General features: G+C 60.0%; 17 protein-coding genes and 1 tRNA gene. 9 read left to right on the top strand and 9 right to left on the bottom strand.

Features of this window, described 5'->3' with window-relative positions; translation table 11 throughout:
* The first annotated feature begins 214 nt into the window (after positions 1-214).
* Positions 215-1,879, top strand: a complete 1,665-nt coding sequence (locus tag ACQRC0_RS06980; protein WP_427728884.1) for a C45 family autoproteolytic acyltransferase/hydolase — start codon at positions 215-217, stop codon at positions 1,877-1,879.
* A 325-nt stretch (positions 1,880-2,204) separates the two neighbouring features.
* Here the strand turns inward: ACQRC0_RS06980 and ACQRC0_RS06975 are convergent.
* Positions 2,205-2,281 (bottom strand) — tRNA-Met (locus ACQRC0_RS06975).
* A 197-nt stretch (positions 2,282-2,478) separates the two neighbouring features.
* Between ACQRC0_RS06975 and ACQRC0_RS06970 the strand changes: the two genes are divergently transcribed.
* Positions 2,479-3,276, top strand: coding sequence for a type III pantothenate kinase (locus ACQRC0_RS06970; RefSeq protein WP_427728881.1), 798 nt, complete (start codon positions 2,479-2,481; stop codon positions 3,274-3,276).
* A 169-nt stretch (positions 3,277-3,445) separates the two neighbouring features.
* Here the strand turns inward: ACQRC0_RS06970 and ACQRC0_RS06965 are convergent, their stop codons facing one another.
* From ACQRC0_RS06965 to ACQRC0_RS06945, 5 genes are all read right to left on the bottom strand, one after another.
* Entirely contained in the window at positions 3,446-4,552 is a 1,107-nt protein-coding gene (locus ACQRC0_RS06965) for a serpin family protein (protein WP_427728878.1), read from the bottom strand.
* Between the two features lie 159 nt (positions 4,553-4,711).
* Positions 4,712-5,881, bottom strand: a complete 1,170-nt coding sequence (locus ACQRC0_RS06960; protein WP_427728875.1) for an ATP-binding protein — start codon at positions 5,879-5,881, stop codon at positions 4,712-4,714.
* 323 nt (positions 5,882-6,204) lie between these two features.
* On the bottom strand, positions 6,205-6,906 hold the full coding sequence (locus ACQRC0_RS06955; RefSeq protein ID WP_427728873.1) for a hypothetical protein: 702 nt from the start codon (positions 6,904-6,906) through the stop codon (positions 6,205-6,207).
* Positions 6,907-8,634, bottom strand: coding sequence for a dihydropteroate synthase (gene folP, locus ACQRC0_RS06950; protein WP_427728871.1), 1,728 nt, complete (start codon positions 8,632-8,634; stop codon positions 6,907-6,909).
* A gap of 94 nt (positions 8,635-8,728) precedes the next feature.
* The gene (locus ACQRC0_RS06945) at positions 8,729-9,481 is read right to left on the bottom strand and encodes an NAD-dependent protein deacylase (RefSeq protein WP_427728869.1); all 753 of its coding nucleotides are present in this window, start codon (positions 9,479-9,481) and stop codon (positions 8,729-8,731) included.
* Positions 9,482-9,617: 136 nt separating this feature from the next.
* Here ACQRC0_RS06945 and ACQRC0_RS06940 point away from each other — a divergent pair, with 136 nt between their 5' ends.
* On the top strand, positions 9,618-10,436 hold the full coding sequence (locus tag ACQRC0_RS06940; protein ID WP_154516667.1) for an exodeoxyribonuclease III: 819 nt from the start codon (positions 9,618-9,620) through the stop codon (positions 10,434-10,436).
* A gap of 535 nt (positions 10,437-10,971) precedes the next feature.
* Here the strand turns inward: ACQRC0_RS06940 and ACQRC0_RS06935 are convergent.
* From ACQRC0_RS06935 to ACQRC0_RS06925, 3 genes are read right to left on the bottom strand one after another with little or no spacing between them, the layout of a single operon-like run.
* On the bottom strand, positions 10,972-11,685 hold the full coding sequence (locus ACQRC0_RS06935; RefSeq protein ID WP_427728867.1) for a DUF6580 family putative transport protein: 714 nt from the start codon (positions 11,683-11,685) through the stop codon (positions 10,972-10,974).
* A 4-nt stretch (positions 11,686-11,689) separates the two neighbouring features.
* Positions 11,690-13,333 (bottom strand): ABC transporter ATP-binding protein, encoded by a 1,644-nt coding sequence (locus ACQRC0_RS06930; protein ID WP_427728865.1) that lies wholly within the window; start codon positions 13,331-13,333, stop codon positions 11,690-11,692.
* Complete coding sequence (locus ACQRC0_RS06925) at positions 13,333-14,319, bottom strand: energy-coupling factor transporter transmembrane component T family protein (RefSeq protein WP_427728863.1); 987 nt, start codon at positions 14,317-14,319, stop codon at positions 13,333-13,335. The genes ACQRC0_RS06930 and ACQRC0_RS06925 overlap by 1 nt, the downstream gene beginning before the upstream one ends.
* Positions 14,320-14,415: 96 nt before the next feature.
* On the opposite strand from ACQRC0_RS06925, the gene glmU reads away from it, so the two are divergent.
* The 6 genes from glmU (at position 14,416) to gltA (ending at position 22,168) form a co-directional block, all read left to right on the top strand.
* The gene (gene glmU, locus ACQRC0_RS06920; protein WP_154516675.1) at positions 14,416-15,828 is read left to right on the top strand and encodes a bifunctional UDP-N-acetylglucosamine diphosphorylase/glucosamine-1-phosphate N-acetyltransferase GlmU; all 1,413 of its coding nucleotides are present in this window, start codon (positions 14,416-14,418) and stop codon (positions 15,826-15,828) included.
* A 193-nt stretch (positions 15,829-16,021) separates the two neighbouring features.
* Positions 16,022-17,008, top strand: coding sequence for a ribose-phosphate diphosphokinase (locus ACQRC0_RS06915; RefSeq protein ID WP_154516678.1), 987 nt, complete (start codon positions 16,022-16,024; stop codon positions 17,006-17,008).
* Positions 17,009-17,463: 455 nt separating this feature from the next.
* Positions 17,464-18,591, top strand: a complete 1,128-nt coding sequence (locus ACQRC0_RS06910) for a hypothetical protein (RefSeq protein ID WP_427728861.1) — start codon at positions 17,464-17,466, stop codon at positions 18,589-18,591.
* A gap of 348 nt (positions 18,592-18,939) precedes the next feature.
* Positions 18,940-19,569, top strand: a complete 630-nt coding sequence (pth, locus tag ACQRC0_RS06905; RefSeq protein ID WP_427717993.1) for an aminoacyl-tRNA hydrolase — start codon at positions 18,940-18,942, stop codon at positions 19,567-19,569.
* A gap of 359 nt (positions 19,570-19,928) precedes the next feature.
* Positions 19,929-20,768: a sulfide/dihydroorotate dehydrogenase-like FAD/NAD-binding protein gene (locus ACQRC0_RS06900; protein ID WP_006235793.1), complete on the top strand. Its 840-nt coding sequence runs from the start codon at positions 19,929-19,931 to the stop codon at positions 20,766-20,768.
* Positions 20,759-22,168, top strand: a complete 1,410-nt coding sequence (gene gltA / locus ACQRC0_RS06895) for an NADPH-dependent glutamate synthase (RefSeq protein WP_427728860.1) — start codon at positions 20,759-20,761, stop codon at positions 22,166-22,168. The genes ACQRC0_RS06900 and gltA overlap by 10 nt, the downstream gene beginning before the upstream one ends.
* Positions 22,169-22,265 lie beyond the last annotated feature (97 nt).

Here is a 22,265-nt window from a genome sequence, read left to right as displayed (position 1 = left end):
GTTTATACAGTTTAGCGCTTTATGAACCCTGGTTCATAAAGCGCTAAACCAGGGTATAGGCTAAGATTGAACATATTTATCGAGACCAGTTCATGTGAAAGCGGATTGGAAAACTACATAATTTTGTCATTGGGTTGTCGGCAACGAGGGGCCTTTGCTTTAGCCATCAAGTTATCGGCAACACGGAACCTCTGAAAGAGAAGGTGACAAGATTATGAGAAGAAAGATAGCCTGCGTATTGTGTTGCGCCAGCCTATGTTTAAGCATGGTGGCAGGCCCAGGATGTTCTGCAAATAATACGCAAGGTGGGTCATCAGACGGCGCGCTGGCAAATGCCGGATCAACTTCTGAAAACGAAGAGTTTGACGGGAAGTTCGATGCAACCGTCAACGCAGGAAATGCGCAAGAAGTTGTGTATGTAAATGGCTCTTGGTTTGACATGGGAAAGCAGTATGGCTTACAGCAAAAGGATCAGTTAGAAAATAACTGGACAGCTGTAATGTCTTCAATTTATGCAGAGGCAGACGATGCCGCATATAACGAAGCTATGGGTAAGATTCTGAAACATTATGAAGAGGATGATCCATCTGTATTTGATTTCTTGTCGGGAGTAGCTGAGGGGGCAGGAGTCTCAAAGGAAGATGCAGTAGTTGCAGTTATGGGCTCATCTGTTCTTAACTATGACCTCATGATGCATTTTGATCCAGAGAGCTCAAATGATCCAGAGCGTTCAAAAACATGTATGAATGTATCTGCTTGGGGAAGTATGACTCAGGATGGTCATCATCTTGGAGCTGCTAATCTTGATGCAGTCAGCACAACACCCGCCGCAATGTTCTCGAGCATGGTTTCTTATCCGAAACATGGCAATGCAGTCATTGCATCAGGTGGATTGCAGGGAAATGCGTTCATGAACTCTAAGGGCCTTATTATTACCTATGCCGGAGGGCCTACGGCATCGCCAAGCGATGATGCTAAGACAATCGATAGGGAAGGCACCTTCCTCGATACTTTGTTTGCTTATTGGTACACAGCCACAAAGTGCGATACGGCAGACGAAGCAGTCAAAATGCTTACGAAAACTGAGTGGATTCACACGGGTAACATCAACGTTTCCGACAACAAGGGAAATGCGTATCTCATCGAGCAAAAAGATAATGCATATGTAGTACGCAAAGCCGGTGACTACGGTGAGACGGACTATCTAATTGCAGCGAATCATTTCAGGGATGAGCTCTGGATGAATGATTCATATGAGGCATATCCGGATAGCGTGCCAAGAGCCAATACTCTAGAAAAGGTTATGCAAGACGAGAGCGGCAGCGTTACCCCACTCACGCTCGCGAACGGACTCGGAAGCATTCGTTACTATGACGAGGGCAAATGGAGTGAGGAAAATTGGGACTTCGGTGGTTTCTATCAGTTCCACTCTCCAGAAGGCGATGACATAGAATTCAAGACAATTTTCAGGACAATTTTTGATGCAACTGATCAGGAAATGTATGTCTTGAGAGGTCATGACGAGAAATTCCGTTCAGACGTTCCCTATGGTACAGCTAATTACTACAAGCTTACCCTCGGAAAGAACATGCAGGCCACTAATAAGAGCGCAGAAATCGACGCGCGTATTGCGGTAAGAAATGCAGGAGCTGAATTGTATAAGAAGGGCTCAGTGGATGACGAGTCCATGGAGTATTACAATAAGGCTGCTGAGGCGGTGCACACGGGATGCAATTACACCACTATGGCTGATTGCGCCAATGCGAAAGGCGATAAGGAGCAGGCTGCGATTATGTATGGCCTTGCTACTTCGCAGTTTGCCAATGCTCAGCGATACGCACAGGCATCCTATACTGCTGAAAATGTAATTATTCAATAATCTTGCGTAACGCTCAGCTCGTCATTTAAAGAAAGCGGAAGTGATCTCGAACCCTCCCTAAAGATAACGCTCGAGATCACTTCCAAGATGTACCATCATGCCGATCATCTCGGCATGATGGTATTTTTCGTTTATTCGCGCTGCCAGGCTTTCCTGCGTCCGACCCGGAGTTTTGATCGCGGAGGGCGGATTCGAACCAACGACCTCCAAGGCGCAGAGATTGACACGGGGGATCCAAAATGCCCGCTCAGCAACTAGCTCGCCGTGCTATTTATCCAAAGAAAAACAGCTCAGAGGAACAATGCCTCTGAGCTGCTGAAAGTCTTGGTCGCGGGGGCAGGATTTGAACCTACGACCTCCGGGTTATGAGCCCGGCGAGCTACCAGACTGCTCCACCCCGCAATGTCTGGGCGCCTCATATGCGCAAGAAGGAATATTACTCGGGAGTTCGGTGGACGGCAAGGAAAATCTCGTAGAGCATAATTCCTTCATATTTAAAACCTCTCAGCCCATATCACCGTAAACGAATCGCAGCCGAGCGCCGTCGACAGCACGTATACAATGGTGCGCGTCCTTTTATGCCGAAACCGGGAGTAGACATGCTGCTCGCTATCGATATGGGAAACACGCAGACGGCCATGGGCCTGTTTGACGGAGACGAGCTGGTGCAGTCGTGGCGCATGCCCACCGACCGCTCCTATACCGCAGATGAAATCCATGTGCGCCTGATGGGTTTTTTTAAGATGTACGGCCTTTCGCTCGACGCGGTCGACGCTATCGCCTTTGCGGGCGTGGTGCCGCAGCTCTCGCGCGAATGGCATACCGTGGCCGACCGCATTGCCGCAGACGTCATCGTCATTGGGCCGCAGACGGCCGCCGTGACCAAGCTGCGCGCGGCGCGTCCCCAGGCCGTTGGTGCCGACCGCGTTGCCAACGCCGTTGCGGCCGAGACCTTCTACGGCGCGCCGGCGATCGTGGTGGACTTTGGCACCGCAACCAATATCGACGTCATCGATGAGGACGGTTATTACATTGGCGGAGCGATCGCGCCGGGCATCCGCATCTCCATGGATGCGCTTGCCGCCCGCGCCGCCAAGCTCGCCAGCGTGCCGCTCGAGGCGCCCGAGCACGCCATCGGCCGCGATACCGAGGAGTGCATCAAGGTCGGCGCCGTGGTGGGCACTGCCGCTATGGCCGAAGGCCTGGTCGCGCGCATGAAGCGCGAGCTGGGCCGCGAGGATGCCACCGTTATCGCCACGGGAGGCCTCGCCGGCATCGTCGCCGATTCGACCGATGCCTTCGACGTGGTCGATGGACAGCTCACCATTAAGGGTATCTGCGAAATCTACCGCCGCATGCAGGAGCTGGGGCAAGACAGAGACCGGAGCCAAGCGTGAGCATTGTCTTATCCCCTCGGTTTCTCTGACGCACGGACTAGGTGACTCTAGTTCTCCAACCCCTCCGTGAGCCAAATCAAGGGACTACGTTTCATTAAAACAGAATAGTCAGCTGGAAAGAGTACGTTGGCAACCCTTGGCATAGCAGCCCCCCTCGCAAACCTCAACCTCACCTTTCTTGCACGTCCACCGACGGCAGCGCGACGCTTGCCACAAAGAGCGGTACGCCGGTGCGAGACACGAGCGCTGCATAGAAAGGCCTGTCAAGCGTTATCTTGCGCGGCTCTGGTGGGTTCTCCGGCGGAAGGCCCGCGACAGCGACCATCACCGTGTACGCGCCGGCCTCTACGCCGTTCTCATCGACAGCGAACTTCGCGCCATGGACAATCTGCGTTGGAGTCCCCTCTACCCCCACCATAGGTGTAAGCTCCATCGCAGTTGCCGTAGAGACGCCGGCGGCCTTTAGCAGCGAGCAGACGTCCGAGAGCGTCGACTCGCATTCAAAGCGAGGAATCCCCAGCTCGACGGGCTCCCATTCTCCCTCGCCTCGGGACAGACGCTCGAATAGCCCAAGCGCGTCATCAACATGATCATCCTCGCCGCTCGGAAGAACAAAACACACGCCGGCATCGGAGCTGAGCGGCAACAAGAAGGCAACCCTGCCGTTCTCGACGATCACCGCGCAATCGCGCTTGCCACGCATAAACGCTGCTTGAACATCACCGTTCTTTGCATGGAAGGTCTCAACTTTGGTCGATTCGCCATCAAACGGATCCGCCCATGCATCCTTCATGTAAAGCGCGCTCACAAGACAGGCAAGAGCCACTGGTGATAACTCGATGCTTGGCGACAGCAGGCCGTGAGTTTGTTCGGCTATCCAATCGGTCACCCGTTGGCTAACGCGCGGATCGGCCAAGTCATCGATTGACACATGCACGCTGCATTTGTCGCACTCGTGCAGAAACGCCTCCGATGGGCTCGCGGACCTGGAAAGCCAAGCCGCCGTTGCCGAGTTCGCATCATAACCGTCATAGCCCCAGTTCCGCTCCAGCTCGATGCCGAAGGGATCACGCTCGCTAAACATGTCGCCATCGCCCAGGAGCATGTCGAGCTCCCGACATGTGGCGCCCGAGGCACCCTTTCGTACAATCGTCAACAAGCTCGCGACGCACGCAGGCGACCAAACCCCGTTCTTGCCTTGAGCGAGTATTTTCTCGGATAGGGATTTTGCAACCCTCCATGCCTGTGGACACGCCGAATTTGCTTTGTCAGCCATAGTCTGCTCCCATCGTTAGGACATAAACTATTATTTCGCACGGCGCGGACACAAATCTCGCACCGAAAAGGCAGCCCAATGGCTTTCTAAGAGGCTCAAAGCCTTTCTATTCCTCAAAAACGAAAAATTTTCAGTTTTGAGGAATAGACTCGATGCACGCTACGCCTCACCGCACAGCCACCTCGCCAGGTCCACGATCTGCACTCCGTCGCGATCCGTGGCCTCGTGATGCGTGCGGGCGAGAATCATCTTGGGATACGCATCGCCAATGCTCAGCAGTGGCGAAATCTCGCGTTCAAATGTCTTATCCGAGCTGATGTCGTCGCTCACCTGAATGTAGAGCTTCTCGCTTCGCCTGATTGCTACAAAGTCAATTTCCTTTTTATAGAGTACGCCGACGTATACCTCGTATCCGCGGCGCAGCAGCTCGATTGCCACTATGTTCTCGTATACGCGCCCCCAATCCATATCACGTGTACCGAGCAGCGCGTATTTGAACGCGTGGTCCGCCAGGTAATACTTCTCGCCGCTCTTAAGGTATTTCTTGCCGCGAATGTCGTATCGGCGAACTTTATAGAAGGCAAACGCATCGCACAGGTACCCCATGTACGCACCGACCGTCTTGTTCGTAATCTTTAGTCCATCCGCATTTAATGCATCGGTAATGTTGCGTGCCGACGTAATGTTGGAAACGTTGTCCATCATGTAATCGGCAATGCGCAGCAGCGCCGATTCGTTTCTCACGCTATGCCGTTGCACGATATCTCTCACAATGAGCGTCTTAAAGACGTTGGAGAGATATTGATAGCGCTGCTCCTGCAGTGGATAAGGGTAAGAGCCAGACATACCGCCGGTTCTCGCGTACTCATCGAAGTCACGGTCGACCTCGCCCTCGTCGCCATAGAGACGATACTCCTCAAACGAGAATGGGAAAACCTCGATCTCGAACGTGCGCCCCGTAAAGAGCGTCGACAGATCGCTCGACAGCAAAAAGGCATTCGATCCGGTAATGAAGATGTCATAATGCTCGGATGCGTGAAGGCTGTTGATCGCACGCTCAAAACCTTCGCACATCTGAACCTCATCGATAAGCAGAACGTTTTGTTTGCCGGGCACCCGATGATCTTTTACATAAGCGAGCAACGCGTGATACTCGAGCAGGTTCTCGAACTCATCGAGGTTGTAGTTGATATGGATGACATTCGAATTAGGCAGATTTGCCTCCACGTAATCGCGGAGGGCCTCGAGCAATTTTGATTTACCGCTGCGGCGGATGCCCGTGATGACCTTGATATCCGGCACGCCAATAAGACTCGTCAACGTGTCCATATATGACGCTCTATTGATGAGTTTCATCGGGGCCTCCTCGCGGTCTTTTATCTCTATTCCTCAAAAACGAAAATTTTTCAGTTTTGAGGAATAGGCTCTATAGCGAATATACCTCGTAAAAGGCCGAGCTGCCTTAATCCTATTCCTCAAAAACGAAAATTTTTCAGTTTTGAGGAATAGGGCCGCGATGCCACCCTGTAGTCGCGCAAAGACCCTCCCCGGTTGAACCGCCTCCCATTTCTCGTGTCCAAGAAATGGGAGCCAGTTCAGAGGCCGAGGAGGGTCTTGTAGTCATCGTTATCTTTGAGCGCGAACATCTCGCGTTACAGCCCGCGAATCCGTACGGCCTCGGGCGGAAACTCCTGCTCGCCGGCATCGGTCTTGATGGTCGCGCGACCCCAGATGTCCAGGCCCGCAAACACACCAACCGCAAGCGGCAAGCCGTTGGGCGACACCGCCGCAACCTGGCGGCCCAGCAGCGGCACCATGTCGAAGTACTCGCCCAGCACGGGAGCCAGCGGGCCGGCGGCGCCCTGCGGCGTGTTGGCGACAACCGCCCAGGCGTCCACGCGGGCCAGCACGGCGGTAGTCAGCGCTTCGACCAGCGCTTCGTCAGCCACGTCCACACCGAGCTCGCTCAGCGCCGAACGCTCAATATCCACCGTCACGGCACCGAACATGCCCGCGGCACCGGCGCCACCGTTGACGGCGACGCGTGCAAACGACGTCTCAAACGCGGGCGCGCCGCACACGATATCGCTCGGCCACCGAATGCCCACCTTGCCGGCAAGACCCAGCCCCGGCGTCGATGCCGTTCCCGCAAGCGCGTCCATCATGCCCATCGCCGCCACAAACGGCAGGCCATGGAAGGCGTGCATATTCACATCCGGGCGCACGACCAGCGAAAACGTCAACGACGCCTCGTCCACGCTCCACGCGCACCAGCCCGCGGACACGCCCTCGCGGCCCGCGTCACGTGCCGCGTCGAGCTCGGTACCGGCGGCAACAGCATTCATCTCGATCATCTACATACGCCCCAATTCGCCCACGATATGGCCCACGCGATCCTCGGGCTCCTTGACCTCGACGCCGTTGTAGCGGAAGAACCGCGCCGGGTCGTGCATCAGGTCCTCGAGCGGCACCAGCACAAAGTCGCGTTCGCCAATGAGCGGATGCGGCAGGCGCAGCTTTTTGCCGCCATGGGTCTCGCCATCCATCCACAGCAGGTCCAGGTCGATGGTGCGCGGGCCGTTGACCTTGGCCTTCTTGGATCGGTCGCGCCCCAGCTCGGCCTCGATCTTCATAAGCTCGTCGAGCAGCACCAGCGGCGCCAGCTCGGTCTTGATCTCGATGACAGCGTTGGCAAACGCGTCCTGGCGTGTCTCGTAGGCCGGCTCGCTCTCGTAGATGCGCGAGCAGTTGGACACACAGGTGAGCGGAATCTCGGCGATCATGTCGCGCGCGGCGCGGATGTTGTCGCAACGATGCCCCAGGTTGGAGCCCACGGCCACAAACGCGCGACGCGGCTGCGGCTTGGCAACAGCCCAGTAGCCGTTCAGGAACTGCGCAAAGCCGGTGACATCGTGCACGCGCACGATGTTGGCACCGGCCTGGATAGCGCCCAGGCACACGCCAAATGTGGCGGCATCGCGCTCGGCGGCCTCGGTCACGCCCGAGACGGCGCCCACAAAGCGCTTGCGCGACACGGCGCACATGAGCGGATAGCCCAGCGACGCCATCTTGGCGGTCTCGCGCTGGATGACGATGTCTTCGTTGGCCGTCTTGCCAAAACCCGGGCCCGGATCGATGCAGATACGGTCGCGTGACACGCCGGCGTGGATGAGCGCGCGGGCCTGATCGGACAGAAAGCCCATGACGCGGCGCATGATGGGCGCCGAATCGGGCAGGGTAAAGCGGCGGAGCTGCGAGGTGGGCACATAAGCCTCCTCGCGGCGGGCGCTGCGGCGCATCATGGCGGCCAAGTGATCGCTGGGCTCCGGCGCGGGCTCAGGGGTCGCGGCGGCCTCGGCGGCAGGGGTAGCCTGCTCGGCGGCCGGCGTCTCCTGCTTCTGCTCGCCCGTTAGCTCGGGCGCTGGCTCCGGATCGCCAAACGGCAGCGAGGGCTGCACCACGCCACCCGGCAGTTTGGCCTCCGTCTTGGGCTCGCCCAGCAGCTTGCCGCGACGACGGCGGGCGGGCTTCTCGGCCTCGCGCGCGGCCTCGGCAGCCGCCTCGCGCGCCTTCTCGGCAACAAACGCCGCGGCAGAGGTATCGAGCTGCACCGTTGCATGCGTGCGAGCGGGCGCGGCGACCTCGCCGGCGTGCATCACGATGACGCCGCAGGTGCTCGTCGCGACAAACTCGACCATCTTGGGGTCGGTGAAGCCCGTCACGTCGTTGACGATCGAGGCGCCGCAGCGCACGGCCGCCTTGGCAACCGCCACGTGACGTGTGTCGATCGAGACGATGGCGCCCTCTTTGGCCAACGCACGCACAACGGGCAGCACGCGGCGAGCCTCCTCATCGGGGTTGACCGGGGTAAAACCGGGGCGCGTGGACTCGCCGCCCACGTCGATGATGTCGGCGCCGGCATCGAGCATCGCCAGGCCGTACTCGATGGCGGCATCCGGGTCGAAATGCTCCCCGCCGTCGCTAAACGAATCGGGCGTCACGTTGAGGACGCCCATGATGCGCGGACGGTCAAAGCTGAGCTCGTACTTTCCGCACCGCCATGTCTTGCTGTCGTTCGCCATGAACATCCTCCTAAAATGCCCGCGCCGCCACGCTCGGGCGCAGGCGGCGGGGTCGCTTTGCAATTAGTTTTTCTATTGTATCCGCGCGCGCGGGCTAGAACGCAAACGCGGCAGCGATGTCGCAAGAAATCAGCAGGTCGGCATTTGCATCCTGATCGGTGGGAGCAAGATTGCATATGGCCAGCGTATCGCCGGTAAAGTATCGCGTAAGACCCGCCGCCGGATACACCACGAGCGAGGTCCCGCCCACAATGAGGGCATCGGCCGCGGCAATGGCGGCAACGGCGTCGGTCAGCACATGCTCGTCGAGCGGCTCCTCGTAGAGCACCACATCGGGCTTAATGCGCCCGCCGCACGCGGGGCACACGGGCACACCCGCGGCGTCCTCGTGCCCGCGGGCGCAAATCCACTCGGCGCTATAGACCGCGCCGCACGACTGGCAAATGTTGCGATGGACCGATCCGTGCAGCTCGAACACGCGCTGAGAGCCCGCCATCTGATGCAGACCGTCGATATTTTGCGTCACCACGGCACCAAGCTTGCCGATGCGCTCCAGCTCGGCCAGCTTGGTGTGGCAGCGGTTGGGCTTGGCGCCAAGCGAGATCATCTTGGTGCGGTAGAAGTCGAAGAACTCGGCCGGATGCGCCTCGTAAAAGCTATGCGAGAGCATGGTCTCGGGCGGGTAGGCAAACTGTTGGTGATATAGGCCGTCCACGCTGCGGAAATCGGGAATGCCACTCGCCGTGGAAACACCGGCGCCGCCAAAGAAGACCACACGCTTGTGAGTACCAAACAGCTCCGCCAGTGCGGCGGAGGCCCGCTTGGGGTCCGTTATCGCCTGCGTCATATGAGTCCTCCGTCCTTGTTGGTCGGGCAGCGTCGGGCGACATCCCAGCATGCGGCCTTTGAGTCAGCACGCGCGGAGCCCACCACCGCCCCTTTTGCGCTAATCTTAAGCCTGCAAACCCCGTCGAAAGGACACCATGCCTCAGACTTACACTTTCGCCTCGTGGAACGTCAACGGTCTGCGCGCCGTGCTCAAAAAGGACCCGAGCTTTATCCAGATCGCACAGGAGCTCAATGTCGATATCCTGGCGCTGCAAGAGACCAAGCTGCAGGAGGGCCAGGCCGATATCGACCTGCCCGGTTATCACCAAACCTGGAGCTACGCCGAGCGTAAAGGCTATTCGGGCACTGCGGTCTTTAGCCGCCAGGAACCGCTGCGCGTGCTGCGCGCCGATGCGCTGCTGCCTTACGCCGGCGAGGGCGCGGCAGCCGAGCTCGTGGCGCAGGCCGCGACCGAGGGCCGCGTCTGCGCGCTCGAGTTCGACAAGTTTTGGTTTGTGGACGTCTATACGCCCAACGCCCAAAATGAGCTCGCGCGCATCGATGTGCGCATGGCCTGGGACGATGCCTATCGCGGCTTTTTGGCGGGACTCGAGCGCGAGACCGGCAAGCCCGTGGTGACCTGCGGCGACTTTAACGTCGCGCACGAGGAGATCGACCTTAAGAACCCCAAGTCCAACCGCGGCAACGCAGGCTTTTCGGACGAGGAGCGCGGTAAGTTTACCGAGCTACTCGACGCCGGGTTTACCGATACCTGGCGCGCGGCAAATCCCGACGTCGAGGGCGTCTACAGCTGGTGGAGCTACCGCTTTAATGCCCGCAAGAACAACGCGGGCTGGCGCATCGATTACTTCCTGGTGAGCGACGCCATCGCCGGCAACGTGCGCGACACCGGCATCCGCGGCGACATCTTTGGCAGCGACCACTGCCCCGTCACCCTCACCCTAGAGCTCTAGCACCAGCCGACCCCTCGGGGACGAAGCAAAACGGATCATGTTCACCTCGCGAGGGAATCCACGCGGCACACCCGCCACGAAACTGCCCCATCTACTACGTTTAAGCCACTACCCTCAACCACGGCGAACAACGAAAAAAGAAAACCGCAGGTAGAAAGCCTGAGGTTTTTCATAAAACGCGGTCATGGTCGAGGGTATCAAGCTAAACGTAGTAGATGGGCTAGTTTCGTGGCAAGCGCCGTCAACTGATTCCCTGGGGACGTCTGGGGGCGGAAGAAAACGGATCGATTTGGCTCTCTGAGGGCCACGACGCCCGTCATATCAGCCGGCCATTCCAAAACTATGCCGGTTTACGGGGCTGAATCGCAAATCCCCAACCAAACGCAATTCAAGCAAAATAAAACCGCAGGTAGACGGATCGTCTATTTTCGGAAAAAGCCGGTATGGTCTGCCTGGGCCAATCTAGCCCCGTAAACCGGCATAGTTTTAAAATGTCACTTCAACAGTATTGATTCTCGCCCCGGCGCAACCGCCACTACAGCCCGTATTTCACGACGACACGGTTAATGCGACGACACCAAGGTTTGTAGAGAGCGGCCAAGAACAAGCAGGTCGCAAGGCCGTGTGTGATATCGAACGGTACCGCCGTGGCAAGACGCGCCACGGCGCCCGCCCACGTGAGCGGTTGCACAAAACCGATGATGTCGTAGGCGTTAATCACGGCGCCATAGAGCAAGCCCGACGCAAAGCCGTACGCCATCAGCGCCGGCATGCGCACGGTTCCATCGGCACGGTCGAACGCGCCCGCATGCGCCAGCGCGCCGCCAACATAGCCGACCAGACCCCAGGCATACATCTGCCACGGCGTCCACATGCCCTGCCCAAAAAAGAAATTGCTGGTCAGCGTCGCCAGCGCACCGACCATAAAGCCGTTACGACGACCGAGCGTCGCCCCGGCGATAATGGCGATGGCGCTCACCGGTTTAAAGTCGGGAATGGGGCCAAACAAGATACGCCCCGCCGCGGCCAACGCCGCCGGAACCAGCGTGGGCATAATCTGGCGCAGGCCCGGTCGCGACGCCTCGTAGCCCGCAAAGAACAGCGCGAGCACCAGCGCCACCACGACAAGCATGGCAAGCGCCGCCTGCTCAACGCCTGCCAGCAACGCCGCGGCCATTACCGCTGGCACCGCCAGCAGCAGCGGGATTTCCAGTTTTGCGAGTAGGCGCAAGACGCGATAATTCGCCATCCCATCACGCCCTATAAAACACATTGTCGGCAAAAAAGTCGGCGGGCGGCTCCATGCAGGCAATCTCACCATCGAACATCATGGCAATGTCATCGGCAACCTGCTCGGCAAAATCCAGATCGTGCGTTGCCATGATGACGGTACCGCCAGCCTCCGCATGGTCGCGCAGGGCGCGGGCGATGATGCGACGGCTGGCCAGGTCCAGACCCTTGGTGGGCTCATCGAGCAATAGCAGCTCGGGGCCGATCAACAGCAGCTTTGCCAACGCAAGCAGCTGGCGCTGCCCGCCCGAAAGATCGTACGGATGGCGCCCATCCAAGCCGGACAATCCCAGACTCGTCGCGCGCTCTCGCGCCATAGCCTCGTCATATCCGCAGGTCGAAGCCCATTCCATCAGCTCCTCGCGCACCGTCTCGGCAACCAGCAGCGCCTTGGGATTCTGAGGCAGCAGTGCCGCCGAGGCCGCCCCGCGCTCCATATGCCCACGCTGCAACTTGACCGTCTTGGCCAGCACCGAAAGCATTGTCGACTTACCGCAGCCGTTACCGCCCACAACAGCATGCACCGCGCCTGCCGAAAACGACGCATCGAGCCCGCGCAGCACCCAGCCGGACGCTCGATCGTAGCGAAACCAGCCCCCTGCCAGGGTGGTAGCCGACCCAGCGTGCATTTTTGGGAGTATTCGGCATCCACCGGCGCACGACGGCGCCCCCGAGTCGTCTTGCGACAGGATTTGCGCCTCAAATTCAGCCGATTTATCCGATTTCGGTCTTTTTTTTGCGCCCGGAGCGCCCACGCGCGGGTCCAAATAGCCCGGCCGGCCACTGGCGCTGCTGAAAACTCCGTTTTTTGCACGCCACGAGCCACCCCACCCTGGCACCTCGCCAGAAAACAGCTCTTCGCGATGCCCCAAGGAGGCGATGTCAGCGACCTCGCATACGCGCCCGCCCTCAATCCGATACGCGCACGTCGCGTATTCAAGCATCGGGCGCGGCTGGTGCGTTGCCACAACAACCGTGCAGCCCAGCTCGCGATTCACGCGAAACAGCGCATGCAGAAAATTTTTCTCGGCAACGGGATCCAGCTGGGACGTGGGCTCGTCGAGCAGCAGCACGCGAGGGCGCAACGCCAGCACGGCTGCCAGCGACAGCAGCTGCTTGCGTCCGCCCGAAAGCGTATCGGTATCGCGGTGGAGCCAATCCTCCACCCCAAAGAAATAACTGGTCTCGGCCACGCGACGACGCATCTCGTCGCGCGACATGCCTAAGTTTTCCAGGCCAAACGCCATCTCGTGCCACACGGTTTCGCACACAATCTGGTTCTCGGGGTCCTGAAACACATAGCCCACGCGCTCCGCGGACGCGCGAACGTCCATGTCGGCAACGCTTTCGCCCAGCATGCGCAGCTCGCCGGAGCATTCGCCCGCCGGCGAAATCTCGGGCTTGAGCAACGAGAGTAATGTCGACTTGCCCGACCCGGTACCACCGACAAGCAACGCAAACGTCCCTTGGGGAACACGCCAATCGAGCTCCTCGAACACCGGCACTTCGGCCCCGGGGTAGGCAAAGCTCAGGCCCCGCACTTCAATCGCCGGTATATCCGAGCCGCACACCGCGTCCGCCATGATGCTCCCGTCCAACCGAGCCATCAGCCAAACCTCTTCTCGTCAATCGCATGCACCACGCAGGGCAGCGCCATCCAGGTCGCGTATACAACATAGCCAGGCCACGGCGCTGGCACCGAAAGCTGCGGGTAAAACGAATACTGCATCGTCGCGGTCCACGCCACTGCCGCCGTGGCCACGCCAAACAGCGCAAGCCCAACCAGCGCGGCAACGTCGCCGCGCGCCAGCCGATACCGCGCGTACGTCGTGCGACGCGCCGCGGCGCCCCACCCACGGGAGCGCATGGCGTCCGCACGCTCCAGCGAATCTTCCATGCCCCAGCCCAACAACACGCTCGATGCCCGTAGGCGCGAACGCACGGGGTCGGCCGGCGCGCGGCCCGGCACATCAATCGCATCCTGCACCGCCAGCACCGTGCGACCGCGACGCAAAAACTGCGGGATAAGCCGCATACACATCGAGATCATGAGCGCGATCACCGGCGCGGTGTTACCCAAAAGCGCAAGCACCCTGTCGTAGCTAAGCATCGACGCCGCGGCCTCAAACCACAGCACGCTCGCCACAAACAGCCCGCCCATGCACAGGCCGTATACCATGCTCTCCAGATACACCGCACGCATGCCAATACGGAACAGTTCCGTCGAGCCCGAAGCGCTAAATAACGGGTTGAGCACCGCGATAATCAAAATCACCGGCAGCTGCCAGCGAAGCGCCCCCAACGTGCGTGCGACGCCGCGCGTTGCAAACCCATACGCCAGCCCGCCCGCAAGCGACAGCGCAAGCAGCACCGGTTGCATCGAGAACATGGTGAGCCCCAGCGTCAGCACCATGTAGAGCGCCGGCACCGCCGGATGCGACATCGAGAATGCCGCGACGGGCTCGTTGCCCGATTCCTCTCGCATGATATCCACGGACACCCCATCCCCTCGCTCAAGCGCCAACGCCGCAGTGCCGCCGCCATGCACAACCAGCGCAAACGTCACGCCGGCGGCACCGACATCGGCCGCCATGCGCCAATCGTTACGCGCTCATCATATGCCTGCGGTATCATATTGCGCCGTGTATCGTTTCCAAACGCACGTCTCTATAACGTAACAGGAGATCACATGGACGCAACCGCAATTATCCTCGCCGCCGGCGAGGGCACCCGCATGAAGTCGAACCACTGCAAGGTTTCGCACAAGATCCTGGGCAAGCCCATGGTCCAGTGGATCGTCGACGCCACCATCAAGGCCGGCTGCAGCCGCGTCGTGGTCGTCATCGGCAGCCACGCCGACGAGATGCGCGCGCTTATCGACGGCGCCTACGCCAACAGCGCCACCAAGGTCGAGTGCGTCGAACAGACCGAGCGTCTGGGCACCGGCCACGCCGTAAAGGTCGCGCTCGAGGCATGCGGCATCATGCAAGGCCCCGTCGTCGTGCTCAACGGCGACCTGCCGCTCATCACCGCCGACACCGTCGCCAAGTTCGCGCAGACCGTCGCCGGCGGCGAGCTCGCCTGCACCGTCATGACCATGACCCCGCCCGATCCCTTTGGCTACGGCCGCATCAAGCTGGGCGCCGACGGCCAGATCGAGCGCATCATCGAGCAGAAGGACTGCACGCCCGAGCAGGCCGCCACGTTGCTCGAGTGCAACGCCGGCTGCTACGCCTTCGACGGCGCGCAGCTCGCCGCCCACATCAGCGAGATCGGCAACGACAACGCGCAGTCCGAGTACTACCTGCCCGACATGCTCGAGATTCTCAAGGGCCACGGCCAGGCAGTCTCCATCTTCCACTGCGACGACTACCGCGACGGCCTGGGCGTCAACAGCCGCATCCAGCTCGCGCAACTCACCGCTATCGCGCGCGACCGCATCAACGAGCACTGGATGGCCGAGGGCGTTACCTTCATCGACCCCACGCAGGCCTGGATCGGCCCCGACGCCGTCATCGGCCGCGACACCGTCGTGTGGCCGCAGACGCATCTGATCGGCCACGTCACCGTGGGCGAGGAGTGCCAGCTCGGCCCCAACAGCCGCCTCACCGACACCACCGTTGGCAGCGGCTGCACCATCGATGAGACCATCGCCATCGAGGCTGTCATCGAGAACGGCGTCGACTGCGGCCCGCGCGCCTACCTGCGCCCGGGCACCCACATGCTCGATGGCTCCAAGGCCGGCACACACGTGGAGATCAAGAAGTCCACGATCGGCGAGGGCTCCAAGGTACCGCACCTGTCCTACATCGGCGACACCACCATGGGTTCCGGCGTCAACGTGGGCGCGGGCTCCATCACCTGCAACTACGACGGCGTGCACAAGCACAAGACCGTCATCGGCAAGGATGCCTTCATCGGTTCCGACACCATGATGGTCGCGCCCGCCCAGATCGGCGACGGCGCGCTCGTGGCCGCCGGCTCCGTCATCACCGAGCCGGTCCCGGCTGACGCACTCGGTCTGGGCCGCGCCCGTCAGGTAAATATTGAGGGCTGGGCCGCCGATTATCGCCGCCGTCTGCACGAGGACGACGAGGTATAACGTTTTACCAAGCATCTAAGGAGCTGTTCCCATGGGAATGGCTCCTTTTTCTATGCTGACCTGCGCGACCGGATGAGTGGTCGGTTCGTGTCCGTTGACGGTAAAGACGTTATCAAGACCCGATAAACCCCGCCGCGCGGTTACAATGCAACAAGGCATCTATATGGCATTCGATATATAAAGGAGAAGGGTAATGCCGATTAATGATCCCGAGAAGTCGGAGAATATGCGCAAGTCCATCCGCGTGTATTCCGGTTCCTCCAACCGTCCCCTCGCTCAGAAGATCGCTGAGTACCTTGGGGTCGAGCTTTCGGGCCTTACGCTAAAGCAGTTCGCCAATGGTGAGATTTACGCCCGCTACGACGAGACCGTCCGCGGCGCCGACGTCTTCCTGATTCAGTCCGTGGCCGGCGGCAACGTCAACGACATGCTCATGGAGCTGCTCATCGCCACCGACGCTGCCAAGCGCGCATCCGCCCGCTCCATCACCGCCGTCATCACCCACTACGGCTATGCCCGCCAGGACCGCAAGGCCGGCCCGCGCGAGCCCATCACCGCCCGCCTCGTCGCCAACCTGCTCGAGCGCGCTGGCGTCAACCGCATCATCACCCTCGACCTGCATCAGGGCCAGATTCAGGGTTTCTTCGATATCCCGGTTAACCACCTGTCTGCACTGCCGCTGTTTGGCCAGTACTACAACGACATGCACTTCGACACCGACAACCTGGTTGTCGTCTCCCCCGACGTGGGTCGCGCCAAAGCTGCTAAGAAGCTCTCCGACATGCTCGGCTGCAGCCTTGCCATCGCCCACAAGGGCCGTCCGCGCCACAACGCCGCCGAGGTCATGGGCATCATCGGTGACATCAAGGGCAAGACCTGCATCATCAATGACGACATGATCGACACCGCTGGCACCCTGTGCGCCAACGTCAAGGAGCTCAAGGCCATGGGTGCCGGCGACATCTACGTGTGCGCCACCCACGGCATCTTCTCGGGCCCGGCCATCGAGCGCCTGAACGACGCCCCCATCGTCGAGTGCCTCGTCACGGATGCCATCCCCGTCGAGGTTGGCGGCAAGATCAAGACCATCTCGGTCGCCGAGGAGTTCGCCGAGGCCATCTCTGCCGTTTACCACGAGGAGCCCGTCTCCACGCTCGTCGGCGGCGACTTCGCGCTGTAATCCAGCGCGCATCGCATCATCTTTGGTGTTTTTGAAGGGTCGGAAGCTCACTTCCGACCCTTTTTTCTGCCCCTCGACAACCCGCTTTGGACAGTTAGTTCAGATTTGTATTAATTTGGCATTCGTTTGGGCCATTTAATGCGTCGAAAGCTCTCTTGCCGGCATAATTCCACTCGATTCCTCCACCTATGGATCTCTTCACCATGCCATTGGCCCCATTTTGCCCACCGAGTCCTTCAACAACGGCAATACACCCCGGTCACCTTGTACAAATCTGAACTAACTGTCCAGCACCCATCTCGGTAGATGCCTCCAGGGCCAACCCATCACTCCATTCTCCACTTTTCCAAGGCATTCCGTATGATGTCGTTACCGCCCGCGGCGCGCGACGCCCCTTTGAGCGAAAAGAACGACACGGCCATATCATTTCGCCAACGGCTTAGTACCTTATAGCTATGACAACCGTAATTTCACACCTCTCCGCCCTCCGCGCAATTCGCCGCGCTCGACGGGCGTACTCCGCCCTTCCCTGGGACGCCATCGATGACGAGCAACAGACACAAGCCCTCGCAGGTTGCGTTCCCAACAAGGACGCCATTGACTTTGCGGCCCTTGCAATACTTGACGCCTGGAGCGAAGACGACTCCGAGCGTCTAGACCTCTTTATTGCGAGCGGCAGCAACAGACGACCCGACGGACGGCTCCTCCAGCACACCATCACCGCCCCTCTCCCCCAGGGCGCGATCATGCACATCGAAGCCGACATCTACGCAACGTCTCCCGCCATGACGGCCATGCTTTGTTCCAAAAATGAATCGGTTGCCAAAACCTTGATGCTTCTCATGGAACTGCTCGGGACCTACTCACTTCCGCCCGAAGCAACTTACCCCATCGCCTACGACGACACGTGGCCCGAGGCCAACAGCTTCGAAACGATGGACGATCTCGATTGCCAGGGCGACCAACCGACACCCGAAAAGCAAGCCGAAACCCGCTACGAACAGGCGCACTACAAATGCGAGCCCGCCACAACCATCGAAGAGCTCGAGGCAGTCGCACGGTTTGCCAAAAGTAGTTCCTACGCCTCGTTTCGCACAGCTATCAAACTTGCCCGGGCCGGATCCGCATCCCCAGCGGAATCATTGATGTTCGCTGTCCTGGGCGCACCCATGCGCTTTGGCGGATTCGGGTGTTGCAGCCTGCCCATGGGAGGCCTGCTGCTCAACTATCGAATCGATTTCGACACCCTTGCGGTCAACATGTCCTCGGGCATCCCCTACGCCATCTGCGACTTATATTGCCCAGCCGCCGGAGTCGACAACGAATACAACGGAATTGGACATGAGCTTCAAAACGCTCGCATCCACGATGGCAATCGCAACAATGGCCTTAAGGCCATGGGTATCCACGTCCTGGTTATCAATCGTGACCAAATGAAGGACCTTGTTGCACTCGAAGCCTTCGCCCAGACGATGCATCGACTTGCGGGAGTTCGATTCCGCTACCGCATCAAGGGTTATCGCAAGCGTCAGGCCACCTGGCTCAACACCCTGCGGGCCGGAATCGGCCTCGCGCCGGTCTAAAAGACTTTTACCCAGTGTTACCGAGCATGGCTGGACAGTTAGTTCAGATTTGTATAAACAGACGGCTAATGTCGAGGTGGTTTGCCGCCATCCCGGCGCCAATCACCTCATTTGAAGACTCAAAAGATCTGAAATAGCACAAATTATGCTCCCCAAAGCGCCGTGACAGTTCCGTGGCCCCGATTTTGGCAGTCAAAGATCTCTTGGTTTATACAAATCTGAACTAACTGTCCATCCCGGCTTCTGACGACTGTCCAAACGCCCTCATGCGGCCTCAATCACCCTCCATTTGACAGCAGCAACGGGGTCGCTCACCATAGCAGGCGACAAATCGATGAAAGGAAGCACATGGCAGCTGCACAGCCGCTTAAGATTCGCATGGTTGCCGGACTTGGCAACCCTGGCGATGAGTATGCCGAGACCCGCCACAACGCAGGCTTTAAGGCGATCGACGAGCTGGCGCGTCAGGCCGGCGTCACGTACTGGAAAAACCAGGCCGGCGCCGAGGTCGCGCTCATCAACATCAACGATCCAGAGGAAGAGGGCGGCAAGCGCCAGATTGTGCTGGTCAAGCCGCAGTCGTACATGAACACCTCGGGCGGCCCCATCTCCAAGCTTTGCCGCGAGTACAAAATCAAGGCCGAGGAGTTGCTCGTAATCCACGATGAGCTCGACATTCCCGCCGGCGACGTGCGCGTCAAGGTAGGTGGCGGCCACGCCGGCCACAACGGCCTGCGTTCCATCATCGACAAGATGGGCAGCCGCGACTTTAGCCGCATCCGCACCGGCATCGGCAACCCTCCCGGCAAGATGGCTGTCGCCGACTACGTGCTCAAGCAGCTGCGCGCCCGCGAGGCCGAGGACTTCCAGGACACCTGCGCCCGCGCCGCCGACGCCGCCGGCCTGGCGATTGTGCACGGCGTAATCTATGCCCGCGACCACGTCAACGGCTCCGCCTCTGCCAACGGCAAGCACTAAAACCTACCAAAAAGGGATGTTTATTTTGGCAGGTTTTATATGCGAAAACGCCGCAGCGACCGCATCGCAATAAACCCTGTGCCGCCATACATACCCAACACCCCAAAAGGGGCCGGCCTCACCGATATGCAAGGCCGGCCCCTTTTGTCGTTTTATCTGATAAAACCCGCCAAAATAAACCTGTCTCTTTGTGCTAGATCACTTTTCCCGCCTGCCAAAGATACACGTAAGCAACATGTCCATGAGGGTATAATTTACACCGTATGTCTGCACAACGCCTGTGCGCGTACGGTTTTATTCGGGCTGCCGTCCATTTCCGTGGAGGCACGGTTCGGTTGCCCTAACAAGAGAGGGGTTCTATGTATAAGATCCTGGAGAAGACGCAGTTCTCGGAGAAGGTGTTCAAGTTCCGCATCGAGGCGCCTGCAATCGCCAAGCATGCGCACGCTGGACAGTTCCTCATGGTTCGCGCCAACGAGACGGGCGAGCGTGTCCCGTTTACTCTGGCCGGCTGGAACGGTGACGAGGGCTGGGTCGAGTTCATCTTCATGGTGATCGGCAAGACCACCGAGATGCTTTCCACCTACGAGGCCGGCGAGTCGCTGCGCGACGTCGTGGGCCCGCTGGGCGTTCCCACCGAGATGGCCGAGGGCCCCTGCGCCGTCATTGGCGGCGGCGTCGGCCTGGCAATTGCCTTCCCGGTCGCCAAGCACCTGGTCGAGACCGGCCACGAGGTGCACGCCATCATGGGCGCTCGCACCAAGGACCTCCTGCTCATGGAGGACCAGTTCCGCGAGCTCCTCGACGAGGACCACATCCACATCACCACCGACGACGGTTCCTACGGAGAGCAGGGCGTTGTCACCGCTCCGCTGGAGCGCCTGCTGCAGGACAAGGCCGTGAGCCAGGTCTTCTGCGTCGGCCCCGTTCCGATGATGAAGTTCTCGACCCTCACCGCCCAGAAGTACGACACCCCCATCACCGCGTCGCTCAACCCCATCATGGTTGACGGCACCGGTATGTGCGGCTGCTGCCGCGTCGAGGTGGGCGGCGTGACCAAGTTTGCTTGCGTCGACGGCCCCGACTTCGATGCCACCCTGGTCGACTGGGATGACCTTCGTGCCCGCCAGGCCGCTTACCGTTCCGAAGAGGGCGAGTCCCTCAAGGCCTATGAGGAAAAGAGCTGCGCATGCCACTAGTTAACGGTCGTTTCGTTGCCGATATGAAGTCGCCCCGCACCCCCGATAACGAGGAGCCGGCCGCCGAGCGCGCCTGCGACTTCCGCCCCGTCGACAAGGGCTTCACCGAGGAGATGGCGCTGGCCGAGGCCGAGCGCTGCCTCAACTGCAAGAAGCCGTTCTGTGTTGAGGGCTGCCCCGTCAACATCAACATCCCCCGCTTTATCGAGCAGATCCGCGAGAAGGACTTTGGCGGCGCCCTCGATACCATCCGCGAGGACTCCATGCTTCCCGCCATCTGCGGTCGCGTCTGCCCGCAGGAGAACCAGTGCGAGGGCAAGTGCATCCGTGGTAAGAAGTCCGAGCCCGTGGCCATCGGCCAGCTCGAGCGCTTCCTGGGTGACCGCCCCGAGCTCGCCTCCACGCCCAAGATGGCTCCCAAGAACGGCAAGAAGGTCGCCGTCGTCGGCTCCGGCCCGTCCGGCATCACCTGCGCTGGCGAGCTCGCCCGTAACGGCTTTGACGTCACCGTCTTTGAGGCCTTCTTCACCGGCGGCGGCGTGCTGGTCTACGGCATCCCCGAGTTCCGTCTGCCCAAGGCGGTCGTCAAGCGCGAGATTGACGGCCTTGAGGACATGGGCGTCAAGTTTGAGTACAACTCCGTCGTGGGCAACATGGCCACGGCCGATGAGCTGTTCGAGCAGGGCTTCGACGCCATCTACGTGGCGACCGGCGCTGGCCTGCCCAAGTTCCTCAACGTCCCCGGCGAGAACCTGCCCAACGTCTTCTTCGCTAACGAGTACCTCACCCGCGTGAACCTGATGAAGGCCAACAAGTTCCCCGAGTACGACACCCCCACCAAGCACGGCAAGAACGTCGTCGTCTTTGGCGGCGGCAACGTGGCTATGGACGCTGTCCGTACCGCCAAGCGCCTGGGCGCCGAGCACGCCATCATCGCCTACCGTCGTACCGAGGACGAGATGCCCTGCCGTCGCGCTGAGCTGCACCATGCTAAGGCCGAGGGCGTCGAGGTTCTGCCGCTCGTCTCCCCGCTCGAGTTTGTCGCTGGCGAGGACGGCTCCGTGTGCGCCGTCAAGGTCCAGAAGATGGAGCTCGGCGAGCCCGACGAGTCCGGCCGTCGTCGCCCGGTGCCCATCGAGGGCGCCATCGAGGAGATCCCCTGCGACGTCGCGATCTCGGCTATCGGTACCAACGCCAACCCCTTCGCTGCCAAGATCGGCGGCAAGATGGAGCTCAACAAGTGGGGCTACATCGTCGCCGACGAGGAGACCGGCCAGACCACCGATCCCCGCATCTGGGCCGGCGGCGACATCGTTACCGGTGCCGCTACGGTCATTCTGGCGATGGGCGCCGGCAAGAAGGCCGCCGCTTCCATCACCAAGAGCCTGCTGGGTGAGTAATCACCTGCAGCGCTAACCACCAAACGGCAAAGTCCCCGTCGGGCACACGCCCGGCGGGGACTTTTTCTATGCCGGCCGCCCGATCACCATAAAGGGA

Origin of the sequence: Collinsella sp. SGI.033, assembly GCF_050315135.1 — a bacterium.
In the GTDB taxonomy this organism is placed as follows: Bacteria; Actinomycetota; Coriobacteriia; order Coriobacteriales; family Coriobacteriaceae; genus Collinsella.
Note: the sequence above shows the minus strand (reverse complement) of the source record. Positions and strands in the feature narration are given on the sequence as shown.

Bases quoted from the DNA above. Each gene is read 5' to 3' on its own strand.
- folP (WP_427728871.1), bottom strand. From the start codon at position 8,634: ATGGCGAACGACAGCAAGACATGGCGGTGCGGAAAGTACGAGCTCAGC.
- ACQRC0_RS06955 (WP_427728873.1), bottom strand. From the start codon at position 6,906: ATGATCGAGATGAATGCTGTTGCCGCCGGTACCGAGCTCGACGCGGCA.
- ACQRC0_RS06970 (WP_427728881.1), top strand. From the start codon at position 2,479: ATGCTGCTCGCTATCGATATGGGAAACACGCAGACGGCCATGGGCCTG.
- ACQRC0_RS06980 (WP_427728884.1), top strand. From the start codon at position 215: ATGAGAAGAAAGATAGCCTGCGTATTGTGTTGCGCCAGCCTATGTTTA.
- ACQRC0_RS06965 (WP_427728878.1), bottom strand. From the start codon at position 4,552: ATGGCTGACAAAGCAAATTCGGCGTGTCCACAGGCATGGAGGGTTGCA.
- ACQRC0_RS06960 (WP_427728875.1), bottom strand. From the start codon at position 5,881: ATGGACACGTTGACGAGTCTTATTGGCGTGCCGGATATCAAGGTCATC.
- ACQRC0_RS06915 (WP_154516678.1), top strand. From the start codon at position 16,022: ATGCCGATTAATGATCCCGAGAAGTCGGAGAATATGCGCAAGTCCATC.
- ACQRC0_RS06900 (WP_006235793.1), top strand. From the start codon at position 19,929: ATGTATAAGATCCTGGAGAAGACGCAGTTCTCGGAGAAGGTGTTCAAG.
- gltA (WP_427728860.1), top strand. From the start codon at position 20,759: ATGCCACTAGTTAACGGTCGTTTCGTTGCCGATATGAAGTCGCCCCGC.
- ACQRC0_RS06945 (WP_427728869.1), bottom strand. From the start codon at position 9,481: ATGACGCAGGCGATAACGGACCCCAAGCGGGCCTCCGCCGCACTGGCG.
- ACQRC0_RS06925 (WP_427728863.1), bottom strand. From the start codon at position 14,319: ATGGCGGCCGATGTCGGTGCCGCCGGCGTGACGTTTGCGCTGGTTGTG.
- ACQRC0_RS06935 (WP_427728867.1), bottom strand. From the start codon at position 11,685: ATGGCGAATTATCGCGTCTTGCGCCTACTCGCAAAACTGGAAATCCCG.
- ACQRC0_RS06910 (WP_427728861.1), top strand. From the start codon at position 17,464: ATGACAACCGTAATTTCACACCTCTCCGCCCTCCGCGCAATTCGCCGC.
- ACQRC0_RS06940 (WP_154516667.1), top strand. From the start codon at position 9,618: ATGCCTCAGACTTACACTTTCGCCTCGTGGAACGTCAACGGTCTGCGC.
- glmU (WP_154516675.1), top strand. From the start codon at position 14,416: ATGGACGCAACCGCAATTATCCTCGCCGCCGGCGAGGGCACCCGCATG.
- pth (WP_427717993.1), top strand. From the start codon at position 18,940: ATGGCAGCTGCACAGCCGCTTAAGATTCGCATGGTTGCCGGACTTGGC.
- ACQRC0_RS06930 (WP_427728865.1), bottom strand. From the start codon at position 13,333: ATGGCTCGGTTGGACGGGAGCATCATGGCGGACGCGGTGTGCGGCTCG.